Source organism: Blastococcus goldschmidtiae (assembly GCF_031845325.1).
GTDB lineage: Bacteria > Actinomycetota > Actinomycetes > Mycobacteriales > Geodermatophilaceae > Blastococcus > Blastococcus goldschmidtiae.
The window spans coordinates 49,259-66,751 of record NZ_JAVREI010000014.1 but is presented as its reverse complement, the minus strand read 5'-3'; the positions used below and the strand labels follow the sequence as shown (position 1 = coordinate 66,751).

At 73.3% G+C, this 17,493-nt stretch carries 19 protein-coding genes and 1 pseudogene; 11 read left to right on the top strand and 9 right to left on the bottom strand.

Annotated features, from left to right (window positions below; genetic code table 11):
• Window positions 1–219 precede the first annotated feature (219 nt).
• Complete coding sequence (locus RM425_RS16950; RefSeq protein WP_311346395.1) at window positions 220–1,446, top strand: IS110 family transposase; 1,227 nt, start codon at window positions 220–222, stop codon at window positions 1,444–1,446.
• 56 nt (window positions 1,447–1,502) lie between these two features.
• Window positions 1,503–2,261: an endonuclease/exonuclease/phosphatase family protein gene (locus RM425_RS16945; RefSeq protein ID WP_311346394.1), complete on the top strand. Its 759-nt coding sequence runs from the start codon at window positions 1,503–1,505 to the stop codon at window positions 2,259–2,261.
• Between the two features lie 152 nt (window positions 2,262–2,413).
• On the opposite strand, the gene RM425_RS16940 is transcribed toward RM425_RS16945, so the two are convergent.
• On the bottom strand, window positions 2,414–3,349 hold the full coding sequence (locus RM425_RS16940) for a DMT family transporter (RefSeq protein WP_311346393.1): 936 nt from the start codon (window positions 3,347–3,349) through the stop codon (window positions 2,414–2,416).
• Here RM425_RS16940 and RM425_RS16935 point away from each other — a divergent pair.
• From RM425_RS16935 to RM425_RS16920, 4 genes and pseudogenes are all read left to right on the top strand, one after another.
• The gene (locus RM425_RS16935) at window positions 3,348–4,760 is read left to right on the top strand and encodes an aminotransferase-like domain-containing protein (RefSeq protein ID WP_311346392.1); all 1,413 of its coding nucleotides are present in this window, start codon (window positions 3,348–3,350) and stop codon (window positions 4,758–4,760) included. The genes RM425_RS16940 and RM425_RS16935 overlap by 2 nt on opposite strands.
• A 92-nt stretch (window positions 4,761–4,852) precedes the next feature.
• The gene (locus tag RM425_RS16930) at window positions 4,853–5,200 is read left to right on the top strand and encodes a YciI family protein (protein ID WP_311346391.1); all 348 of its coding nucleotides are present in this window, start codon (window positions 4,853–4,855) and stop codon (window positions 5,198–5,200) included.
• Window positions 5,201–5,204: 4 nt separating this feature from the next.
• A complete protein-coding gene (locus RM425_RS16925; protein WP_311346390.1) occupies window positions 5,205–6,446 on the top strand; it encodes an RNA polymerase sigma factor in 1,242 nt (413 codons plus the stop codon).
• Window positions 6,443–6,646 (top strand): annotated as a pseudogene (locus tag RM425_RS16920) (DUF1905 domain-containing protein); the annotation flags it as partial. The gene RM425_RS16925 and the pseudogene RM425_RS16920, both read left to right, overlap by 4 nt.
• Window positions 6,647–6,759: 113 nt before the next feature.
• On the opposite strand, the gene arfB reads toward RM425_RS16920, so the two are convergent.
• The 5 genes from arfB to RM425_RS16895 all read right to left on the bottom strand — a co-directional run bounded on the left by arfB (window position 6,760) and on the right by RM425_RS16895 (window position 9,861).
• Window positions 6,760–7,200: an alternative ribosome rescue aminoacyl-tRNA hydrolase ArfB gene (gene arfB / locus RM425_RS16915; RefSeq protein WP_311346389.1), complete on the bottom strand. Its 441-nt coding sequence runs from the start codon at window positions 7,198–7,200 to the stop codon at window positions 6,760–6,762.
• Window positions 7,201–7,220: 20 nt separating this feature from the next.
• The gene (locus RM425_RS16910) at window positions 7,221–8,237 is read right to left on the bottom strand and encodes a hypothetical protein (RefSeq protein WP_311346388.1); all 1,017 of its coding nucleotides are present in this window, start codon (window positions 8,235–8,237) and stop codon (window positions 7,221–7,223) included.
• Between the two features lie 29 nt (window positions 8,238–8,266).
• On the bottom strand, window positions 8,267–8,770 hold the full coding sequence (gene yidD / locus RM425_RS16905; protein WP_311346387.1) for a membrane protein insertion efficiency factor YidD: 504 nt from the start codon (window positions 8,768–8,770) through the stop codon (window positions 8,267–8,269).
• The gene (locus RM425_RS16900) at window positions 8,770–9,627 is read right to left on the bottom strand and encodes an SDR family oxidoreductase (RefSeq protein WP_311346386.1); all 858 of its coding nucleotides are present in this window, start codon (window positions 9,625–9,627) and stop codon (window positions 8,770–8,772) included. Before RM425_RS16900 ends, yidD begins: the two co-directional genes overlap by 1 nt.
• A 102-nt stretch (window positions 9,628–9,729) precedes the next feature.
• On the bottom strand, window positions 9,730–9,861 hold the full coding sequence (locus RM425_RS16895) for a hypothetical protein (protein ID WP_311346385.1): 132 nt from the start codon (window positions 9,859–9,861) through the stop codon (window positions 9,730–9,732).
• A gap of 168 nt (window positions 9,862–10,029) precedes the next feature.
• Here RM425_RS16895 and RM425_RS16890 point away from each other — a divergent pair, with 168 nt between their 5' ends.
• From RM425_RS16890 to RM425_RS16875, 4 genes are all read left to right on the top strand, one after another.
• On the top strand, window positions 10,030–12,600 hold the full coding sequence (locus RM425_RS16890) for a DEAD/DEAH box helicase (RefSeq protein WP_311346384.1): 2,571 nt from the start codon (window positions 10,030–10,032) through the stop codon (window positions 12,598–12,600).
• A 234-nt stretch (window positions 12,601–12,834) separates the two neighbouring features.
• Window positions 12,835–13,041 (top strand): hypothetical protein, encoded by a 207-nt coding sequence (locus RM425_RS16885; RefSeq protein ID WP_311346383.1) that lies wholly within the window; start codon window positions 12,835–12,837, stop codon window positions 13,039–13,041.
• A gap of 368 nt (window positions 13,042–13,409) precedes the next feature.
• Window positions 13,410–14,264 carry a DUF4349 domain-containing protein gene (locus RM425_RS16880; RefSeq protein WP_311346382.1) on the top strand — a complete coding sequence of 285 codons (855 nt, stop codon included), beginning with the start codon at window positions 13,410–13,412 and terminating at the stop codon, window positions 14,262–14,264.
• A gap of 130 nt (window positions 14,265–14,394) precedes the next feature.
• Window positions 14,395–15,309: a phytanoyl-CoA dioxygenase family protein gene (locus RM425_RS16875; RefSeq protein WP_311346381.1), complete on the top strand. Its 915-nt coding sequence runs from the start codon at window positions 14,395–14,397 to the stop codon at window positions 15,307–15,309.
• Window positions 15,310–15,367: 58 nt separating this feature from the next.
• Here the strand turns inward: RM425_RS16875 and RM425_RS16870 are convergent, their stop codons facing one another.
• Both RM425_RS16870 and RM425_RS16865 read right to left on the bottom strand, forming a co-directional pair.
• Window positions 15,368–15,898 carry a phosphoribosyltransferase gene (locus RM425_RS16870; RefSeq protein WP_311346380.1) on the bottom strand — a complete coding sequence of 177 codons (531 nt, stop codon included), beginning with the start codon at window positions 15,896–15,898 and terminating at the stop codon, window positions 15,368–15,370.
• Window positions 15,895–16,419, bottom strand: a complete 525-nt coding sequence (locus RM425_RS16865) for a GNAT family N-acetyltransferase (protein ID WP_311346379.1) — start codon at window positions 16,417–16,419, stop codon at window positions 15,895–15,897. Before RM425_RS16865 ends, RM425_RS16870 begins: the two co-directional genes overlap by 4 nt.
• 132 nt (window positions 16,420–16,551) lie before the next feature.
• On the opposite strand from RM425_RS16865, the gene RM425_RS16860 reads away from it, so the two are divergent.
• On the top strand, window positions 16,552–17,136 hold the full coding sequence (locus RM425_RS16860) for a GNAT family N-acetyltransferase (RefSeq protein WP_311346378.1): 585 nt from the start codon (window positions 16,552–16,554) through the stop codon (window positions 17,134–17,136).
• Window positions 17,137–17,172: 36 nt separating this feature from the next.
• On the opposite strand, the gene RM425_RS16855 is transcribed toward RM425_RS16860, so the two are convergent.
• Complete coding sequence (locus RM425_RS16855; protein ID WP_311346377.1) at window positions 17,173–17,391, bottom strand: hypothetical protein; 219 nt, start codon at window positions 17,389–17,391, stop codon at window positions 17,173–17,175.
• Window positions 17,392–17,493: the final 102 nt, after the last annotated feature.

The window sequence follows — 17,493 nt, the reverse complement described above, 5'->3', positions numbered from 1 at the left end:
TGCAGCAGGATCCGGGTGTCCGAGCCGCTGGCGGGTGAGCACTCTTTGTCCCGGGTCCGATCCTCGAGGCCCAGCTTCAGACCGTGCCCCCGCCGGTTGGTGAGGAGGAGCGGATGGCCGGTGGGATGGCGTGCCCTGGAGCACTGATCCATTAGGTCGCCACGGTCTTCTCCTCCAGGGTCGGATGCAGCTGATGCCGATCCGGAGGAGGCCAGAGAGGTGTTGTTCCTTGGAAATGACTGGGCCGAGGCCCATCACGACATTGAGCTTGTCGACGAGTCCGGCCGCCGGCTGGCTCGTCGGCGGCTGCCCGAGGGCGTGGACGGGCTGGCGGGGCTGCACTCGCTGATCGCTGACCATCTCGACGAGGACGATGAGGCCGATCAGGTCATCGTCGGCATCGAGACCGACCGCGGCCCGTGGGTGCAGGCGCTAATCGCCGCCGGCTACACCGTCTATGCGATCAATCCCCGTCAGGTGGCCCGTTACCGGGAGCGGCACGGCACCGCCGGTGCCAAGAGCGACCCCGGCGACGCGCACGTGCTGGCCGAGCTGGTTCGCCTGGACCGGGCGCATCACCGTCCGGTGGCCGGGGACTCGGCGCTGGCCGAGCACATCAAGGTGCTCACCCGCACTCACCAGTCGCTGATCTGGTCGCGGCAGCGGCAGACCAACGCGCTGCGCTCGATGCTGCGGGAGTTCTATCCCGCTGCCCTGGCCGCCTTCGGCGAGGACCTGGCCAGCCGGGAGGCCCTGGCGATCCTGGCCATCGCTCCCGCACCCGAGGCCGGGCGCCGGCTCTCCCAGAGCAAGATCGCCGCAGCCCTGCGCCGGGCCGGGCGGCAGCGCAGCATCGACGCCTCGGCCGAACGCATCCAGACCGCACTGCGCACCCCGCAGCTGGAGGCCCATCCCGGCGTGGTGAGCGCCTACGCCGCCGCGGTGCGCTCACTGATCGCCGTCATCGACGCCCTGGTCACCCAGGTCGAGGCGCTCCGGGGCGAGGTGGAGGCGGGTTTTGGCCGGCACCCGGACGCTGAGATCTACCTGAGCCAGCCCGGGCTCGGGCCGATCCTCGGCGCCCGGGTGCTCGCCGAGTTCGGAGACGACCCGCACCGCTACGCCGACGCCAAGGGCCGCAAGAACTACTCCGGCATGGCCCCGATCACCCGCGCCTCCGGCCTGAAGCCCGACAAGGAACGGACGGCCTCGTACACGAAGGCGTCTGCGAAGCAGGCGAAGGAGCAAACCCGGCTGATGCGTGAGCAGGCTGCCCTGGCACGAGCTGCTGCTCCCCGTGCGGCTACTGCTCATGTCGCCCCGTCACCAGCCCCCGCGCCGCAGCTGCCGCCCGCTGGTTGGTATGCCGACAAGCAGGACCCATCGATCGAGCGCTGGTTCGACGGCACGCAGTGGACAGAGTTCACGCAACCGCGGCGAGTCTGAGGCGACTGCGCCCGAGCGTCGTTGTCGACCCCAGCTCACTGACCGTGTCACCGCACGTGGACGAACTCTCGATCCGGGTTGGGACGTGGAACGTCCGGTCCGCGAGTAGGGAGCACAACGCGGCGCGACTCGACGTGTTGCTAGCCGAGAACTGCGACGTCCTCGTACTCACGGAGACAAACGACGAGCTCGCGCTCCCAGATTCATACAAGGCGCTCACCAGCGAATATCGTCCGGGAGCTCGCCGAGGCGGGCGGTGGGTCACGATTTGGAGCAAACGGCCCGGCGCGGAATTCCAGGTCGTTGACCCAGTCCGCACCACCGCCGCAGCACTCGAGGACGGAATCATCATCTTCGGCACGGTCCTGCCCTGGAAGGGTGAGCTCGGACCGGATTACGACCTGGCCGCAGCGCGTGGGGGCTGGGACGAATTTGGGCGCGTGACGTCCCAGCAGAGTCTGGAGTGGAGCAACCTGCGGAAGGACCATCCCGGCAAGCTCCTCATAGTCGCTGGTGACCTGAACCAGTCACTCGGGGCGCCGAACTGGTACGGAACCAACGCGAGCCGGAAGCTCCTGCGGAATAGCTTCGAGGCTGTCGGCCTCACTTGTCTTACGGACGGCGACCACCTTCCTGAAAAGCGCCTGAAGCACCCGCCGATCGATCACGTGTGCGCCGTCGCACCGGTCGGTGGTGTCGTGTGGGGAACCGACTGGGCGGCCTGGGAGGGCGAAACTCCCGAGGGGATCAAACTTTCGGACCACTCCGGGGTCGCGGTCACGGTTCACTGCAGACCTCCCGCGTCGGCCCCGTAAACCCGGACGACCGATCGAGCGTCGTCAATCTCCGGCGAAGACATCCCCTGCTGGTGTCCCTAAGGCCGCCTTCAGGGCGCCTTGCCGGCTTCTGCATTCCGAGCTTGAGAACGGCCGGGCGGGAGGACCACCGACCCGTGGTCCAGCCGCGCTCATCGGCCCAGCGGTGCGGGCGCGGGCTGCCGCACCCGGACGGCGAACCCTGCGCACGCGATCACCGCCAGCCCGCCGACGACGGTGCCGGTGGACACGTGCTCACCGAGCAGCAGCCCCGCCCACACGATGCTCAGCACGGGCTGCACCAGCTGGGTCTGGCTGACCCGGGCCATCGGGCCGATGCCCAGTCCCCGGTACCAGGCGAAGAAGCCCAGGAACATGCTGACCACGGCGAGGTAGCCGAACGCGACCCACTCCCCCGGGGTGCCGTCCGGCGGCTCGCGGAGCGCCGAGACCAGCGCCAGGCCGCCCGTGACCGGCGCCCCGAGGACGAGCGCCCACGAGATCGTCTGCCAGGCGCCCAGCTCGCGGGCCAGCAGCCCGCCCTCGGCGTAGCCGACCGCGGCCGCAAGGACGGCGCCGAAGAGGAGCAGGTCGGCCCAGTGCAGCCGGCCGAGGCCGCCGGAGTGCGCCGAGGCGAAGCCGACGGCGACGAGCGCCCCCGCGACGGTCGCCGCCCAGAACGCCCGCGGCGGCCGCTCGCCTGCACGCAGCACCGCCACCACTGCGGTGGCGGCCGGGAGCAGGGCGATGACGACCGCGCCGTGGCTCGCCGGGGTGCTGGTGAGCGCGAACGATGTGAGCAGCGGAAAGCCGATGACGACTCCGCCGACGACCAGGCAGAGGCGGCCCCACTGGGCTCCGCGCGGACGCCGCTGCCGGGTCAGGATCAGCGCGGTCGCGGCCAGGACCGCCGCGACGACCGCGCGGCCGGAGCCGATGAACAGCGGGTCGAGCCCGCCGACGGCGATGCGCGTGAAAGGCACCGTGAAGGAGAAGGCCAGCACCCCGAGCAGTCCCCACGCGAGGCCCGCCGCGGGCGTCGGTACCGGGATGGCGCGCGAACGAGTAGCGCTATCGTGAGCCGTCATGGACGACGATAGCGGGAGCCGGATCGCCCGCGAGCTCCGGGCCTGGGTCGCCTCCGCCGCGCCGGGGGCACAACTGCCGCCGACCCGCGTCCTCGCCGCCCGGCACCAAGCCGGTCCGGTCACCGTGCAGAAGGCGCTGCGCACCCTGGCCGGCCAGGGGCTGATCGAGACCCGGCCCGGGGTCGGGACGTTCGTCCGCGCGGTCCGGGCCACCCGCCCGGCCGACTACGGCTGGCAGACCGCGGCGCTGCGCGCTCCGTCGGCGTCGTCGCTGGCGATGCCGACGGCGTTGCGCACGACCCCGAACGACGTCATCGCGTTCCACTCCGGTTTCCCGGACCGCGAGCTGCTGCCCGAGCGCCTGGTCCGCGCGGCGCTGGCCCGGAACGCGCGCAGCGAGGCCGCGCTCTCCCGTCCCCCGGCCGCGGGCCTGCCCGCGCTGCAGGCGTGGTTCGCCGACGAGCTGCGCGCGGCCACGCCGGCCGACGTCGCCGCCCCCACGCCCCGGGACGTGATCGTGCTCCCGGGCAGCCAGAGCGGGCTGAGTTCCGCGTTCTCCGCCCTCGCCGGCGCCGGCCGCCCGGTGCTCCTGGAGTCCCCGACGTACTGGGGGGCGATCCAGGCCGCGACGAGGGCGGGGGTCTCCGTCGTCCCGGTGCCGAGCGGCGCGGAGGGCCCCGATCCGGAGGAGCTGGCCCGCGCCTTCCGCGAGACCGGCGCCCGCCTCTTCTACGCCCAGCCGAACTATGCGAACCCCACCGGAGCGCAGTGGTCGCCCGAGCGCGCGCGGCAGGTCCTCGACGTGGTCCGTGCGCACGGCGCCTTCCTCCTGGAGGACGACTGGGCGCACGACTTCGGCATCACCACGGCCCCCACGCCACTGGCCGCGCAGGACGACTCGGGTCACGTCGTCTACCTGCGCTCGTTGACCAAGAGCGTCTCCCCCGCTCTCCGCGTGGCGGCGGTCGTGGCGCGCGGGGCGGCCCGCGACCGGCTGCTGGCGGACCGGGCCGCGGAGTCGATGTACGTCAGCGGGCTGCTCCAGGCCGCCGCCCTGGACGTCGTCACCCAGCCGGGATGGGAGCGCCACCTGCGGGGCCTGCGCCAGCAGCTGCGTGCCCGCCGGGACCTGCTGACCGCCGCGCTCGCCGAGCACGCCCCGCAGGCGCACGTCGAGCACGTCCCCGCCGGAGGCCTGCACCTGTGGGCCCGACTGCCCGACGACACCAACCTGTCGCGGCTGGTCGCCGACTGCCAGGCCGCCGGCGTCGTCGTCGCACCCGGGACCGAGTGGTTCCCGGCCGAGCCGACGGCGCCCTTCCTCCGGCTGAGCTTCGCCGGCCCGGACCCCGCGCGCTTCCCCGACGGAGTCCGCATCCTCGGCGAGGTCATCGACCGCCACCGAGGCTGAGCAGAAGTTCTTGGCGGGTGTCGATCCCGGCAGGATTCGTTCGTACAGGGGGTGAGCGGCTGGAGGGACCGGCCGCGCCCGAGGAGGATTCGATGCCGCAGTACCTGCTCAACATCATCCAGCCGACCGGCCAGGTGCCGTCGCCGGAGGACCTCGAGCCCGTCATGCGCGATCTCGCCACCCTGAACGAGGAGATGCGCGCGGACGGGGTCTGGATGTTCGCCGCCGCCCTGCACCAGCCGGAGTCGACGACCGTCGTCCGCGCGGAGGGGGACGGGGTCCTCGTCACCGACGGCCCCTACGCGGAGGGGACGGAGTTCGTCGGCGGCTTCGACCTGATCCAGGTCGCGGACCTCGACGAGGCACTGGCCTGGGCCGGCAAGCTGACGGGGGTGCTCGGACTGCCGGTCGAGGTCCGCCCGGTGGCTCGGTCCTTCTGACCGGATGACACCGGAGCCCACCGCGCTGGTCGAGCGCGTCTTCCGCGAGCACTCGGGCAGGGCGGTCGCCGTCCTCACCCGCCTCCTCGGCGACATCGACGCCGCCGAGGAGGCGGTGCAGGACGCCTTCGTGACCGCCGTCGCCCGCTGGCCCGACGACGGGGTGCCACCCAGTCCCCCGGGCTGGATCATCACGACCGCCCGCAACCGGGCCATCGACCGGCTCCGGCGGGAAAGCACGCGGACCGACCGGTACGTCCAGGCCGCGCTGCTCCGCGACGACCCGCCACCCGCGGAGGAGGGACCCGTGACCGACGACCGGCTGCGGATGGTCTTCACCTGCTGCCATCCCGGCCTGGCCATGCCGGCGCGGGTGGCCCTGACCCTGCGCCTGCTGGGCGGCCTCACGACGGCCGAGATCGCTGCGGCGTTCCTGGTTTCCGAGCCGACGATGGCCCAGCGACTGGTCCGCGCGAAGGCCAAGATCCGCAATGCCGGCATCCCGTACCGGGTGCCGTCGGAGGCCGAGCTCCCCGACCGGCTCCCGGCCGTGCTCGCCGTCGTCTACCTGGTCTTCACCGAGGGGTACGCCGCCTCGGCCGGCGAGCAGCTGGTGCGCGACGAGCTGTGCGCCGAGGCGATCCGGCTGGGCCGCCTGCTGGCGGAGCTGATGCCCGACGAGCCGGAGGTGCTCGGGCTGCTGGCCCTGATGCTGCTCACCGAGTCGCGCCGCCCCGCCCGGACGTCCGCCGACGGCGAGCTGGTGCTGCTCACCGACCAGGACCGGACGCAGTGGGACCGGCAGCTCGTCGCCGAGGGGCAGGAGCTCGTGCGCAGGTGCCTGCGCCGGAACCGGCCCGGGGTCTACCAGCTGCAGGCCGCGATCGCGGCGGTGCACAGCGACGCCCCCACGGCCGCCGCCACCGACTGGCGGCAGGTCGTGGCGCTCTACGACCAGGTGATGGCGCTGGCGCCGAGCCCCGTGGTGGCGCTGCACCGGGCGGTCGCGGTCGCCGAGGTGTCCGGCCCGGCGGCCGGGCTCGCACTGGTCCAGGAACTCGACCTGCCGCGGCACCACCTGCTCCCCGCCGTCCGGGCCGACCTGCTGCGCCGGCTGGGCCGCGCGGCGGAAGCGCTCGCCGCCTACGACGCCGCCCTCGCCCTGACCGGGAACGACCGCGAGCGGGCCTTCCTCCGGCGGCGCCGCGATGAGTTGCCGGCGCCGGGACGGTCCATGGAGGCATGAGCACCCCGACGGTCCTGGACCACACGTTCACCGCTCCCATCGAGAAGGACGGCGCGTTCCCCACCTACCTCGTCGTCCCGGACTCCGCCGAGCTGCTGGGCACCCGGCGGGCGGTCAAGGTCACCGGCACGGCCGACGGGCACGCCTTCGCCGCGACGCTCATGCCGTCGGGCAGCGGACCGCACTGGCTGCCGCTGCGGGCGGCCATCTGCACGGCGATCGGCAAGAGCGCGGCCGGCGAGCCGGTGACGGTGCACCTGCAGCGGCGGCTGAGCGGCGGGGGGGGGGGGGTACCCGGGGGAACCCCCACCCCTCAGTCCCAGGTGCGGCGCTGCTTCTTCAGCTGGCCGCGCTGCTTCTTCGCCTCGATCCGGCGCTCCTTCGACCCGCGGGTCGGCTTGGTGCGCCGCCGGGCCGGCGCCGGTGGGGCGAGCGCGGCGCGCAGCACGGCCGCCATCCGCTCGCGTGCGGCCTGCCGGTTGCGCAACTGCTGGCGGTGCTCGCTCGCCGCGATGGTGAGCACGCCGTCGATCAGCCGGTCCGCCAGTCGCTGGGCGAGCCGCGCTCGTTGCGGATCGGTGAGGCCGGGCAGCTCCAGCGGGGCGACCGAGAGCTCCACCCGCGAGTCGGCGGTGTTGACGCCCTGCCCGCCGGGCCCCGACGAGCGGGAGAACCGCCACGACAACGCGGCCGCGGGCACGACGAGGGACGAGGTGACCGGGAGGTCACCGGCGGCGTCGTCGACAGGGGGCACGCGAACAGTCTGGCCGACGGTCACGAGGGCGCCGGGGCCAGCGGCCCGGGAGCGAGGTGCTCGGCGGTCCACTCGGCCACGCTGAGCTGCCACTCCCCCCGCTCTTCCGGGTGCACGCCGCGCAGGATCCGCCGCCAGGTCAGCGCGCGGGCCAGCGGCGCCACACGCAGCGCCAGGTCGCACTGCCGCCGCAGCTCGCGGGCAGTGCCGTGGCCGGTCCACGGCTCGAGATAGGCGTCCCGGAGCCGCCGGAGAGCCGGCGTCCCCGCGGCCAGCCCGAGCACGCGGGCGGCCGACACGAGCGCGACCTGCACGCTGAGGAAGGGGTGCGCGACGGAGGCGTCGCCCCAGTCGAAGAACCGGTACCGGCCGTCGGAGGCGAAGACGTTGCCGTCGTGCAGGTCGTCGTGCTGCACCGTGGCCGGCACCCCTGCGGCGAGCTCGCGGCACGCCTCGGCGTAGGCGGGGAGGTCGGCGGTCACGCGCGCGCGGATCCCCGGGGCCAGGCCGCCTGGACGGCCGACGCACTGCGCGTCGTTGTCGGCCAGCAGGTCGGCCACCAGGTCCGGCAGCGCGGCCGGCCGGGCGTCGGGCACGCCCAGCGCGAGCAGCTCCTCGGAGTGCCCGATCACGTCCAGCTGGAGTGCCGCGTAGGACTGCAGCATCGCCGCCCAGGTGCCGGCGTCGCTCCCGTGCTCCCGCAGCCGTGGCCCGCCGTCCGGGAGCAGCAGCAGGCGGCGGGCCGGATCGACGGCCAGGGGCACCAGGACCCGGTCGGGCATCCACCGCGCCAGCGCTTCGGCCAGCAGGGGCTCCTGCGCGGAGCCGGCTCCGGGAGCCTTCAACCAGGCGACACCGCCGTCGCGCAGGGGCAGCCGGAAGGCCGTCGCCCAGATGCGGACATGGGGCTGCTCGGGCTCGCCGTCGAGCGCGAGCCCGGCCCCGGCCAGCTGCTCGCGGGCCCAGGCCAGGGCAGCATCGCGCCAGTCCGGATCCCGCCAGGTCGCCAGACCCGTCGTCGCCCCGTCCATGGTCACCGCGCGACGGTAGCCGGGACCGGCCGCGGTCAGGCGGCGCCGGGCACCGGGTCCGGTCCACCGGCGGCCCCGGGACGGCAGCGGACCAGCCGGCGCAGGGTGAGCCAACTCCCCCGGCCGGCGCCGTGCCGCTCCAGGGCCTGCACCGCGTACGCCGAGCACGTCGGCTCGTAGCGGCAGCACGGCACCCGCTTCGGGCTGATCTCGCGCTGGTAGACGCGCACCGCGGCCACCATCCGGTCCGCCAGGCGGGCGCCCCGCTCCCCCGTCCCGGCCGTCCGCATCCGCCCGGCGGTGACCGGCGCCAGCAGCACCGCGTCCATGCCGCAGCCGACGGCGTTGGCCAGGCAGCAGCCGGTGTTCAGGAAGAGCAGGTCGCGCAGGCACGAGTCGTTGCGGCGCCCGTACCCCCGGCCGTGCCCGTAGCCGGGCGGCGACCCGTAGCCGTACCCCCGGCCGTAGCCGGACCGGCCGTACCTCCGGCGGGGACGCCGGCGGCGGGGGCCCCAGCCACTGCTCCAGATGAAGACCATCAGAGGATCGGCTTGCCGCCGGTCACGGCGATGCGGGCCCCAGACACGTAGGAGGACTCGTCGCTGGCCAGCAGGACGTAGACCGGCGCGAGCTCGGCTGGCTGTCCCGGGCGGCCCAGCGGCACCTGCTGGCCGAAGCTCTCGACCTTCTCCTCGGGCATGGTGGAGGGGATCAGCGGCGTCCAGATCGGACCTGGCGCGACGCTGTTCGCCCGGATGCCCTTCTCCGCGTACAGCTGCGCCAGGGACGCGGTGAAGTTCGCGATGCCGGCCTTGGTCATGGCGTAGGCGATGAGGTTCGGGCTGGGGTTGTCGGAGTTGACCGACGACGAGTTGATGATCGAGGCGCCCGGCTGCATGTGCGGGATCGCATCCTTGGTCAGCGTGAACATCGCCGAGAGGTTGACCGCGACGGTGTGGTCCCACTCGTCGTCGCTGATCTCGTCGAGCGACTCGTGGCTCATCTGGAAGGCGGCGTTGTTGACCAGGACGTCGACCCGGCCGAACTCCTCGACCGCCTTCGGGATGATCGTCTTGGCGTGCGCGCGGTCGGCGAGGTCACCGGGGACGAGCACGCACTTCTGCCCGGCCTGCTCGACGTACCGCGCGGTGTCCTGCGCGTCCTCGTGCTCGTTCAGGTAGGAGATGAGGACGTCGGCTCCCTCGCGGGCGAAGGCGATGGCCACGGCGCGGCCGATGCCGCTGTCGCCGCCGGTGATGACGGCCTTCTTGCCGCTGAGCCGGCCGGAGCCCTGGTAGCTCTCCTCGCCGTGGTCGGGCTCGGGGTCCATCTCGCCGAGCGTCCCGGGCGGGGTCTGCTGCTGGGCGGGCTGGGTCTCGGGACGAGGTGACGACACAGTGGTCCTCCGGTGGATCGGCTGCGGACGGCAGCCCGGGGCGCTGCTTGCCCGGCTGCTCGCCGCCTGCCTACCCGCGCCGATCCGCGCGGAACCCGGTCGTCAGGCGGCGTGGGCGAGGCTCTCGGCGGCCGGGGCGGACACGGGCAGCTGCCAGCGCATCTCGAGCCGACGACGACCCGCACCGTCGACGACGGGCACCCACCGGCATTCCGGGCACTCTGGATTGCGCATGTTCAGCTACCTCTCGTTCACCTGCTGTTCACCTAGCGGATTCCCAGTGTCCACCCTCACGCTCCGTTAGTCACGCCGTTACCGGATCGTGACCGAACGGGCGACACGGGCACACGCCGGGACGGGGTCGTGGGAAGCAGCGGCACGTCGGGCACGCTGGTGCACCTGATGACCACGACCGTTGCCCCTCCCCTGCTCGACGACGTCGACGATCTCTCCGCGCTTCGGGCGAAGGGCGCCGACCCCGACGAGCTGTTCGCCTCCTTCGCCGCCTGGGCCGAAGCCGGCGGCACGACGCTCTATCCGGCGCAGGAGGAGGCGCTGATCGAGCTGGTCAGCGGCGCGAACGTGGTCCTGGCGACGCCGACCGGTTCGGGCAAGTCGCTGGTCGCCACCGGCGCGCAGTACGCCGCCCTGGCCGCCGGCCGCCGCAGCTACTACACCGCGCCGATCAAGGCCCTGGTCAGCGAGAAGTTCTTCGCCCTGTGCGGCGTCTTCGGCGCGGCCAACGTCGGCATGCTCACCGGGGACGCGAGCGTCAACGCCGGGGCGCCGATCATCGCTTGCACCGCCGAGATCCTGGCCAACATCGCGCTGCGCGAGGGCAGCGAATCGGAGCAGCTCGCCAACGCGCTCGTGGTCATGGACGAGTTCCACTTCTACGGCGACCCCGATCGCGGGTGGGCCTGGCAGGTGCCACTGCTCGAGCTGCCGAAGGCGCAGTTCCTGCTCATGAGCGCCACCCTGGGCGACGTCACGTCGCTGCGGGAGGACCTCACCCGCCGCACCGGCCGGCCCACCGCGCTGGTCGCCAACGCCGAGCGCCCGGTGCCGCTGCACCACTACTACGCGACGACGCCGATGCACGAGACGATCCAGGAACTGCTGGACACGAAGCAGGCCCCGGTCTACGTCGTCCACTTCACCCAGGCCTCGGCACTGGAGCGGGCGCAGGCGCTGATGAGCGTGAACGTGTGCAGCAAGGAGGAGAAGGCCGCGATCGCCGACATGATCGGCGGCTTCCGGTTCACGTCGTCGTTCGGGACGACGCTCTCGCGGCTGGTGCGCCACGGCATCGGCGTCCACCACGCCGGCATGCTGCCCAAGTACCGGCGCCTGGTGGAGCAGCTGGCCCAGGCCGGGCTGCTCAAGGTCATCTGCGGCACCGACACCCTCGGCGTCGGCATCAACGTGCCGATCCGGACCGTCGTGTTCTCGGCGCTGTCGAAGTACGACGGCGTCCGCACCCGCCTGCTGCAGGTGCGCGAGTTCCACCAGATCGCGGGCCGTGCCGGGCGGGCCGGCTACGACACCGCGGGCACCGTCGTCGTCCAGGCGCCGGAGCACGAGGTGGAGAACCTCAAGCAGTTCGCGAAGGTCGCCGACGACCCGAAGAAGCGCCGCAAGCTCGTCCGCAAGAAGGTGCCCGACGGCATGGTGCCGTGGAGCGAGGCGACGATGACCCGCCTGGTCGGAGGCGAGCCGGAGAAGCTGACCAGCAACATGCGGGTGTCGACGGCGATGGTCCTCGACGTCGTCGACCGGCCCGGGGACCCGTTCGCGGCCATGCGCCGGCTGCTCACCGACAACCACGAGCCGCGCAAGAGGCAGCTGAAGCTGATCCGCGAGGCGATCGGCATCGCCCGCTCGCTGCTGCAGGCCGGCGTCCTGGAGCGGCTGCCCGAGCCCGAGCCGGACGGACGGCGCTACGACCTCAAGATCGACCTGCCGCCGGACTTCGCGCTGAACCAACCGCTGTCGACGTTCGCCCTCGCCGCCATCGACCTGCTGGACCCGGAGTCGGACACCTACGTCCTCGACGTCGTCAGCGTCATCGAGGCGACGCTGGACGACCCGCGGCAGATCCTCGCCGCCCAGCTGAACAAGGCCAAGGGCGAGGCCGTCGCGCAGATGAAGGCCGAGGGCATCGAGTACGACGAGCGGATGGAGCTGCTCGAGGAGGTGACCTATCCCAAGCCCCTGGAGGAGCTGCTGGGCGCCGCCTTCGACATCTACGTGCGCACCAACCCGTGGGCGGCCGACGCTCACCTGTCGCCGAAGTCGGTCGTCCGCGAGATGTGGGAGCGGGCCTTCACCTTCCGCGAGCTGGTCAACACCTACGGCCTCACCCGGTCCGAGGGCGCGGTACTGCGCTACCTCTCCGACGCGTTCAAGGCGCTGCGCTCCGGGGTTCCCGCCGCGGCCCGCACCGAAGAGGTCACCGACCTCGTCGAGTGGCTCGGCGAACTGGTACGCCAGGTCGACTCCTCGCTGCTGGACGAGTGGGAGTCGCTGACCAACCCGGACGAGGGTCCGGTGGCCGAGGTCGCCGTCCCCGCCCGGCCGCGGCCGCTGACCGGCAACGAGCGGGCGTTCACCGCGATGGTCCGCAACGCGCTGTTCCGCCGGGTGGAGCTCTGGGCCCGCCGCCGCTGGTACGACCTGGGCGAGCTGGACAAGGCCTCCGGCTGGGACGCCGACCGCTGGGAGCCGGTGGTGCGCGGCTACTTCGCGGAGCACGACGAGGTGCGGACCGGCGGCGACGCCCGCGGCCCGGCGATGCTCATCTGGGACAAGTCGGGGCCCGGCGTCTGGAAGGTGCGGCAGATCGTCGACGACCCGGCGGGCGACCACGACTGGGGCTTCGACGTCGAGGTGGACCTGGAGGCCTCCGACGAGGAGGGCTCCGCCGTGCTCCGTCTGGTGGACGCCGGCCGCAAGGACGACGCCTGGGCCTGAGCAGCCCGTGAGCGGCGTGACGACGACCCGCACGAACGGTCGAGTCGCTGCGATGAGTGTCCCGAGGGGTCCATCGATGGACACCGACCGCCGTTGCGAGTCCTTCTCGCCAACTGGCCTGGCCCTGGCCAGGGGCCGCCGGCACACCGACCCAGGGGGCGTCACATCTGCGCGCGATGCTGGCATGGAGGATGCTGTGCCCATCGGGGGCGCAGCTCGCCAAAGGAGGCACCCGTGGTCAGGACATTGGCGAACTCGTCGAACCGTGGTGCTGCCCGTCGCCGTGCACTGCGCCTGCGCGCCTGGTTGGTGGCCGTGCTGCTGGCCCTCGCCACCGTGGGAACAGCCGGCTGCGGGGATCCCGACGATGACGATGGCGGCGGTGGCGGGTATGTCGCTGCACATCTGACCGTGCCCGACCCTGCCCCCGGGGTGCCGTGAGGACGCGTCGGAGTCGCGACGATCATCTACACGAGGCGACGTCCTTCGCCCCACTCTCAAGGCCCGTCCCTAAGCGGCCCACTAAGGGACGCTTCACCGCAAGATCAATACGCGCTGACGGCTCTCTCATCACCTCATACGGCGACCATCAGGGCGTGGTGATCTTGGGGAACGCTGTCCCATAGGCCGCCCTTGAGGACACATCGACCACAGCGTTCCTGCAGGACCGCCGGGAGGGCCGCTCCCGCAGCCGGGCGCGTCACCGGGAGGTGAGCCGGCCGGCGGGCTGACGGGGGCCGCCTCCTCCCCGCGTCACGATCGGGCATCGGCCCTGGTCGGCGACCCGAGCGCGGTCCTACGGTCCCGCCATGAGGACTCTCGTGGGCAGGGCAACAGCGACGCTGGCCGTGGTGCTGGTGCTCGTCGGGTGCACCGGCTCGGGCGGAGACGAGTCGAGCAGCGCGGACGGCGGCGGCAGCGCGGGGGCCGTCGCCGACGAAGGCGCACCGACCGACGCCGACCGGCAGGTGATCACGACCGCCACCGCCTCCCTCGTCGTGGACGACCCCTCCGACGCCGCCCAGCGGGTGAGCGAGCTGGTGGAGACCGCCGGCGGCCGGGTGGACGAGCGGACCGAGCAGGCGGCGGCCGGGGACGGCGAGGAGGAGTCGGCCAGCGCAGACCTCGTCGTGCGCGTGCCCGCGGACGAGCTGACCGACGTCCTGGCCGATCTGGAGGACCTCGGCGAGGTGGCGAGCGTGTCGGTGTCCCGCTCCGACGTGACCGGGGAGGCCGTCGACCTGGACGCCCGGATCTCCGCCTTGGAGACCTCCGTGGCCCGGCTGCAGGCCCTGATGGACGAGGCAGCGTCCATCGAGGTGCTGCTCTCGGCCGAGGGAGCGCTCTCCTCCCGGCAGGAGCAGCTGGAGTCGCTGCAGTCCCAGCGGGCGCTGCTGGCCGACCAGGTCGAGCTGTCGACCCTGCACGTGCACCTGCGGCCGGACGGCGTGGCGCCGCCCGGTGGTCCGGACGGGTTCTTCGAGGGACTCGCCACCGGCTGGCGCGCCCTCGTCGCCGCGGCCGGCAGCGCCGTCGTCGTCCTCGGTGTCCTGCTGCCGTGGCTGGCGGTCGCCGCCGTGGTCGCCGCAGCGGTGCTCATCCCGCTGCGCCGGAGCCGACGCCGGGGCGCGGCCGGGGCGGCGCCCGCAGCTCCGCAGGAGTGAGGCGGCGCAAACGTGCGGGCGGAGCGGTGCGCACAACCGGGGACGCTCCGCCGCTGGAGGACAACGGCCTCCCGGTGCGCGTGGCGATAAACGGGTTGCCCGGCTCCTCCGTCCCGCCGAGGCTCCCCCCATGGACCTCGCGGACGCGGCACGGGCATGGGAGACCGAGGGCTTCGTCGTCCTCCCGGCGTTCATCCCCGCTGACGAGCTCGAACCGGCCGTGCGCGAGCTGCCGGCGATGTTCCCCAGCGCCGACGGCTTTCACGACGGCACGGATCCCCGCCGCGAGCGCTTCCTCGGTGACGAGTTCGCCGGTATCGACTCCTTCCCCTTCGCGAGCACCGAGATCAGCCTGCTCGCCGTCCACTCCCGGCTGCTGGAGCTGGCGCAGGCACTGCTGCCGGAGGACGACGTGCACCTGTACGGCGCCGAGGCGTGGGCCAAGTACACGGGTGCCTGCGACTACGAGCAGGACCTGCACCGCGACTACCTGAACCACACGATCCTGGTGCCCAGCTCGGCTCCCGGCTGCCGGCAGGTGGAGATGTTCTTGTTCCTCACCGACGTGCCGGAGGACCTGGGGCCACCGCACCTGGTCTCCTCCCGGCACACCGCCGACCTGCCCGCGGTGCCCAACTGGTTCCTCCGGCCGGGCACGTCGGGCCGGTCCCGGTTCACCGACGACAGCGGGAGCCCGCACCTCTACGACGCCGAGGTGTCCGGCGCCGGGCCGGCCGGCACGGTCATCGCCTTCCAGCCCGGCACCGTCCACCGGGGCACCCAGCTCACCGCGCCACGGGGCGTCCGCTACAGCATGCAGATCTGCTACCGGCCGGCCGGCCTGATCTGGGGGCAACGGGGCGCCTGGGCCACACGGAGCTTCACCCCGGAATGGACGGCCTTCGTCAGCCGGGCGATCCCGCCCCAGCTGATGGCGCTCGGGTTCCCCGCCCCCGGCCACCCGTACTGGACACCGGACACCCTGGCCGGAACGGCACTCCGCTATCCGAATCTCGATCTGACGCCGTGGCGGCCGGCCGGCTGAGCCGGGAACCCCGTGCAGTCGCGGCTGCCCGGCTTCCGCGGTGCGGTGCCACGGAAGCTCAGGCGCCGGGGTCGCCGAGCTCGTCGGCGGACACCAGGGCCGTGACCCTCCCCAGCGAAGACCTGACGGGTGCCGGCAACTGGTCCACCAGCAGCGAGATCCCGAGGAACGTGGCCCCGGTGGACTCGACGAGATACCGGGCGGCACGCGCCTGACTGCCACGCTCGGCCCAGTCGTCGACCAGCAGGACGCGGTCGGCCGGCGTCAGGACGGCCTGCATCCGCAACCGGTGGCGCAGCCCCCGGTAGTCCTCCTCGGCCTCCGTCGTCACCGTGGCGTCGGGGAACAGGCCACCGTCCTTCCGCACGGCCACGAAGCCCACGCCCAGGGACACGGCGACGGCGGCCCCGAGGAGGAAACCGCGTGACTCGATGCCGACGACCCGCGAGACGGCGGAGCCCCGCCACGGATCCGCGAGCCCCGTCACGACCGACGCGAGCGCGTCGCCGTCGGCGAACACCCGCCAGACGTCGGCGTGCCCGCCGTGCCACCGGAAGTTCGCCAGCAGTGCCGTCCGCGCCGAGGTCATCCGCCGATCATGCGTGCATCACCGCGCGGGAGGCGCAGCTCGTACCGCTCGAGTGCCACGACGTAGCCGTCGGGATGGGTCCGCTCCTCCGTGCCGGTCAGCCGGTAGCCCAGTCGTCGTGAGACGGCGGCGGACGCGCTGCCCGGCCGCGCGAGACTGACGACCGACCGGATGCCCGCCGCTGCCAGCTCGTCCAGGGCGAGCCGTCGGGCAGCGAAACCGATCCCCCGGCCCTGCTCGGCGCGCGCGACCACGGAGAACGTCTCCGCCCGGGCGCCGCCGTCGTCGATGGATGCGCTCAGGTAGCCCACGACCGCTCCGTCGGCGCCGATGGTCCAGGCGCGGCCACCGGCGGCCAGCCGACGGTCACGGGCGAGGCGGAGCCTGCGCAGCACCTCACCGGGATCGCCGTGCAGCCAGTCGTGGTCCGGAATGCCCGGCGGATCGACCGGTGCGGCGCAGAGTGCGCGGGCGGCGGCCGCCAGCGCGGCGTCCTCGACCGGGACGAGTCGCACGCGCACCGGCCGATGATGGCGCCGCGGGCTCTCCTGTCCACGGAATTACCCGCGGCCCCGCGCCTGGCGGCGGTCGGGCGCCGTCCAGACTGTGCCGACGGGCCCCGTCCGGGCCCTCCTCCAGCGGAAGGAACCGTCGTGGATCTCCGGCACGTCGAGACGGAGCGGCTCCGGCTCGATGCCGTCGTCCCCGGCGACCTGGACGCGCACGTCGCGCTGATGTCGGACCCCGGCACGTGGGCCCACCTGCCGTCGGGGCGGCACACGTCGCCGGAGCGGACGGCGGAGGGCATCGAGCACTCCGTCGGCCACTGGGCACGGGACGGCCTGGGCTACTGGACCGCGCGACTGCGGCACGACCTGCCCGGGACGCCGTTGCGTGCCGACGACGTCGTGGGCACGGGTGGCTGCGCCGTCCGGGTGGGGACGGCGTGGTGGAACCTCTACTACCGCTTCACGCCCGCGGCGTGGGGCCGGGGGCTCGCGGCGGAACTGGTGGCCGCCGCACTCGACGCGGCGCACCGGACCGATCCCGGGCTGCCGGTCGTCGCCACCCTGCTCGAGCACAACCTCGAGTCCCGCGGGCGCGCGGAACGCTCGGGGCTGACGCTGCTCTGGCGCGGTCCGGACGCGGGCAACCCGGACCCGGACGCCGTCCGGCTCCTCTACGCCGACCGCGCCCTGCCCGACGAGGTGCTCGGGCGGATCGCCACCCACCCGTGAGCCGGCGGCCGTCCCGGTGCGGGGCGGTGAGGTGCGTCAGCGACGGAGGTCGTCCGAGACGTCGGTGACGATGGCGGCGAACGTGCGGGTGTCCACCTCGTCGTCGACCGTGACGCGGACGATGTCCGCGATCTGCTGCTCGGATCGCGGCCGTGCCGCGGTCACCCGGGCCGCGGCCAGCTGGTGCAGGTACCGCACCCGGGCGGGGGCGGCGGAACGGGGTGTGGACGACGGTTCGACGGGCTGGGGGTGCATGGGGACGACGGTAGGCTGCCTGACGCGATTGTGACGGGAAACACCTCGGCGCGGCCCGGACCGGTCCGTCCCACGAGTCGCACGGGGCTTCCCCGGCCACAC

Bases quoted from the DNA above. Each gene is read 5' to 3' on its own strand.
- RM425_RS16855 (WP_311346377.1), bottom strand. From the start codon at position 17,391: ATGCACCCCCAGCCCGTCGAACCGTCGTCCACACCCCGTTCCGCCGCC.
- RM425_RS16880 (WP_311346382.1), top strand. From the start codon at position 13,410: ATGAGGACTCTCGTGGGCAGGGCAACAGCGACGCTGGCCGTGGTGCTG.
- RM425_RS16925 (WP_311346390.1), top strand. From the start codon at position 5,205: ATGACACCGGAGCCCACCGCGCTGGTCGAGCGCGTCTTCCGCGAGCAC.
- RM425_RS16940 (WP_311346393.1), bottom strand. From the start codon at position 3,349: ATGACGGCTCACGATAGCGCTACTCGTTCGCGCGCCATCCCGGTACCG.
- RM425_RS16895 (WP_311346385.1), bottom strand. From the start codon at position 9,861: ATGCGCAATCCAGAGTGCCCGGAATGCCGGTGGGTGCCCGTCGTCGAC.
- RM425_RS16935 (WP_311346392.1), top strand. From the start codon at position 3,348: ATGGACGACGATAGCGGGAGCCGGATCGCCCGCGAGCTCCGGGCCTGG.
- RM425_RS16890 (WP_311346384.1), top strand. From the start codon at position 10,030: ATGACCACGACCGTTGCCCCTCCCCTGCTCGACGACGTCGACGATCTC.
- yidD (WP_311346387.1), bottom strand. From the start codon at position 8,770: ATGGTCTTCATCTGGAGCAGTGGCTGGGGCCCCCGCCGCCGGCGTCCC.
- RM425_RS16875 (WP_311346381.1), top strand. From the start codon at position 14,395: ATGGACCTCGCGGACGCGGCACGGGCATGGGAGACCGAGGGCTTCGTC.
- RM425_RS16930 (WP_311346391.1), top strand. From the start codon at position 4,853: ATGCCGCAGTACCTGCTCAACATCATCCAGCCGACCGGCCAGGTGCCG.
- RM425_RS16870 (WP_311346380.1), bottom strand. From the start codon at position 15,898: ATGACCTCGGCGCGGACGGCACTGCTGGCGAACTTCCGGTGGCACGGC.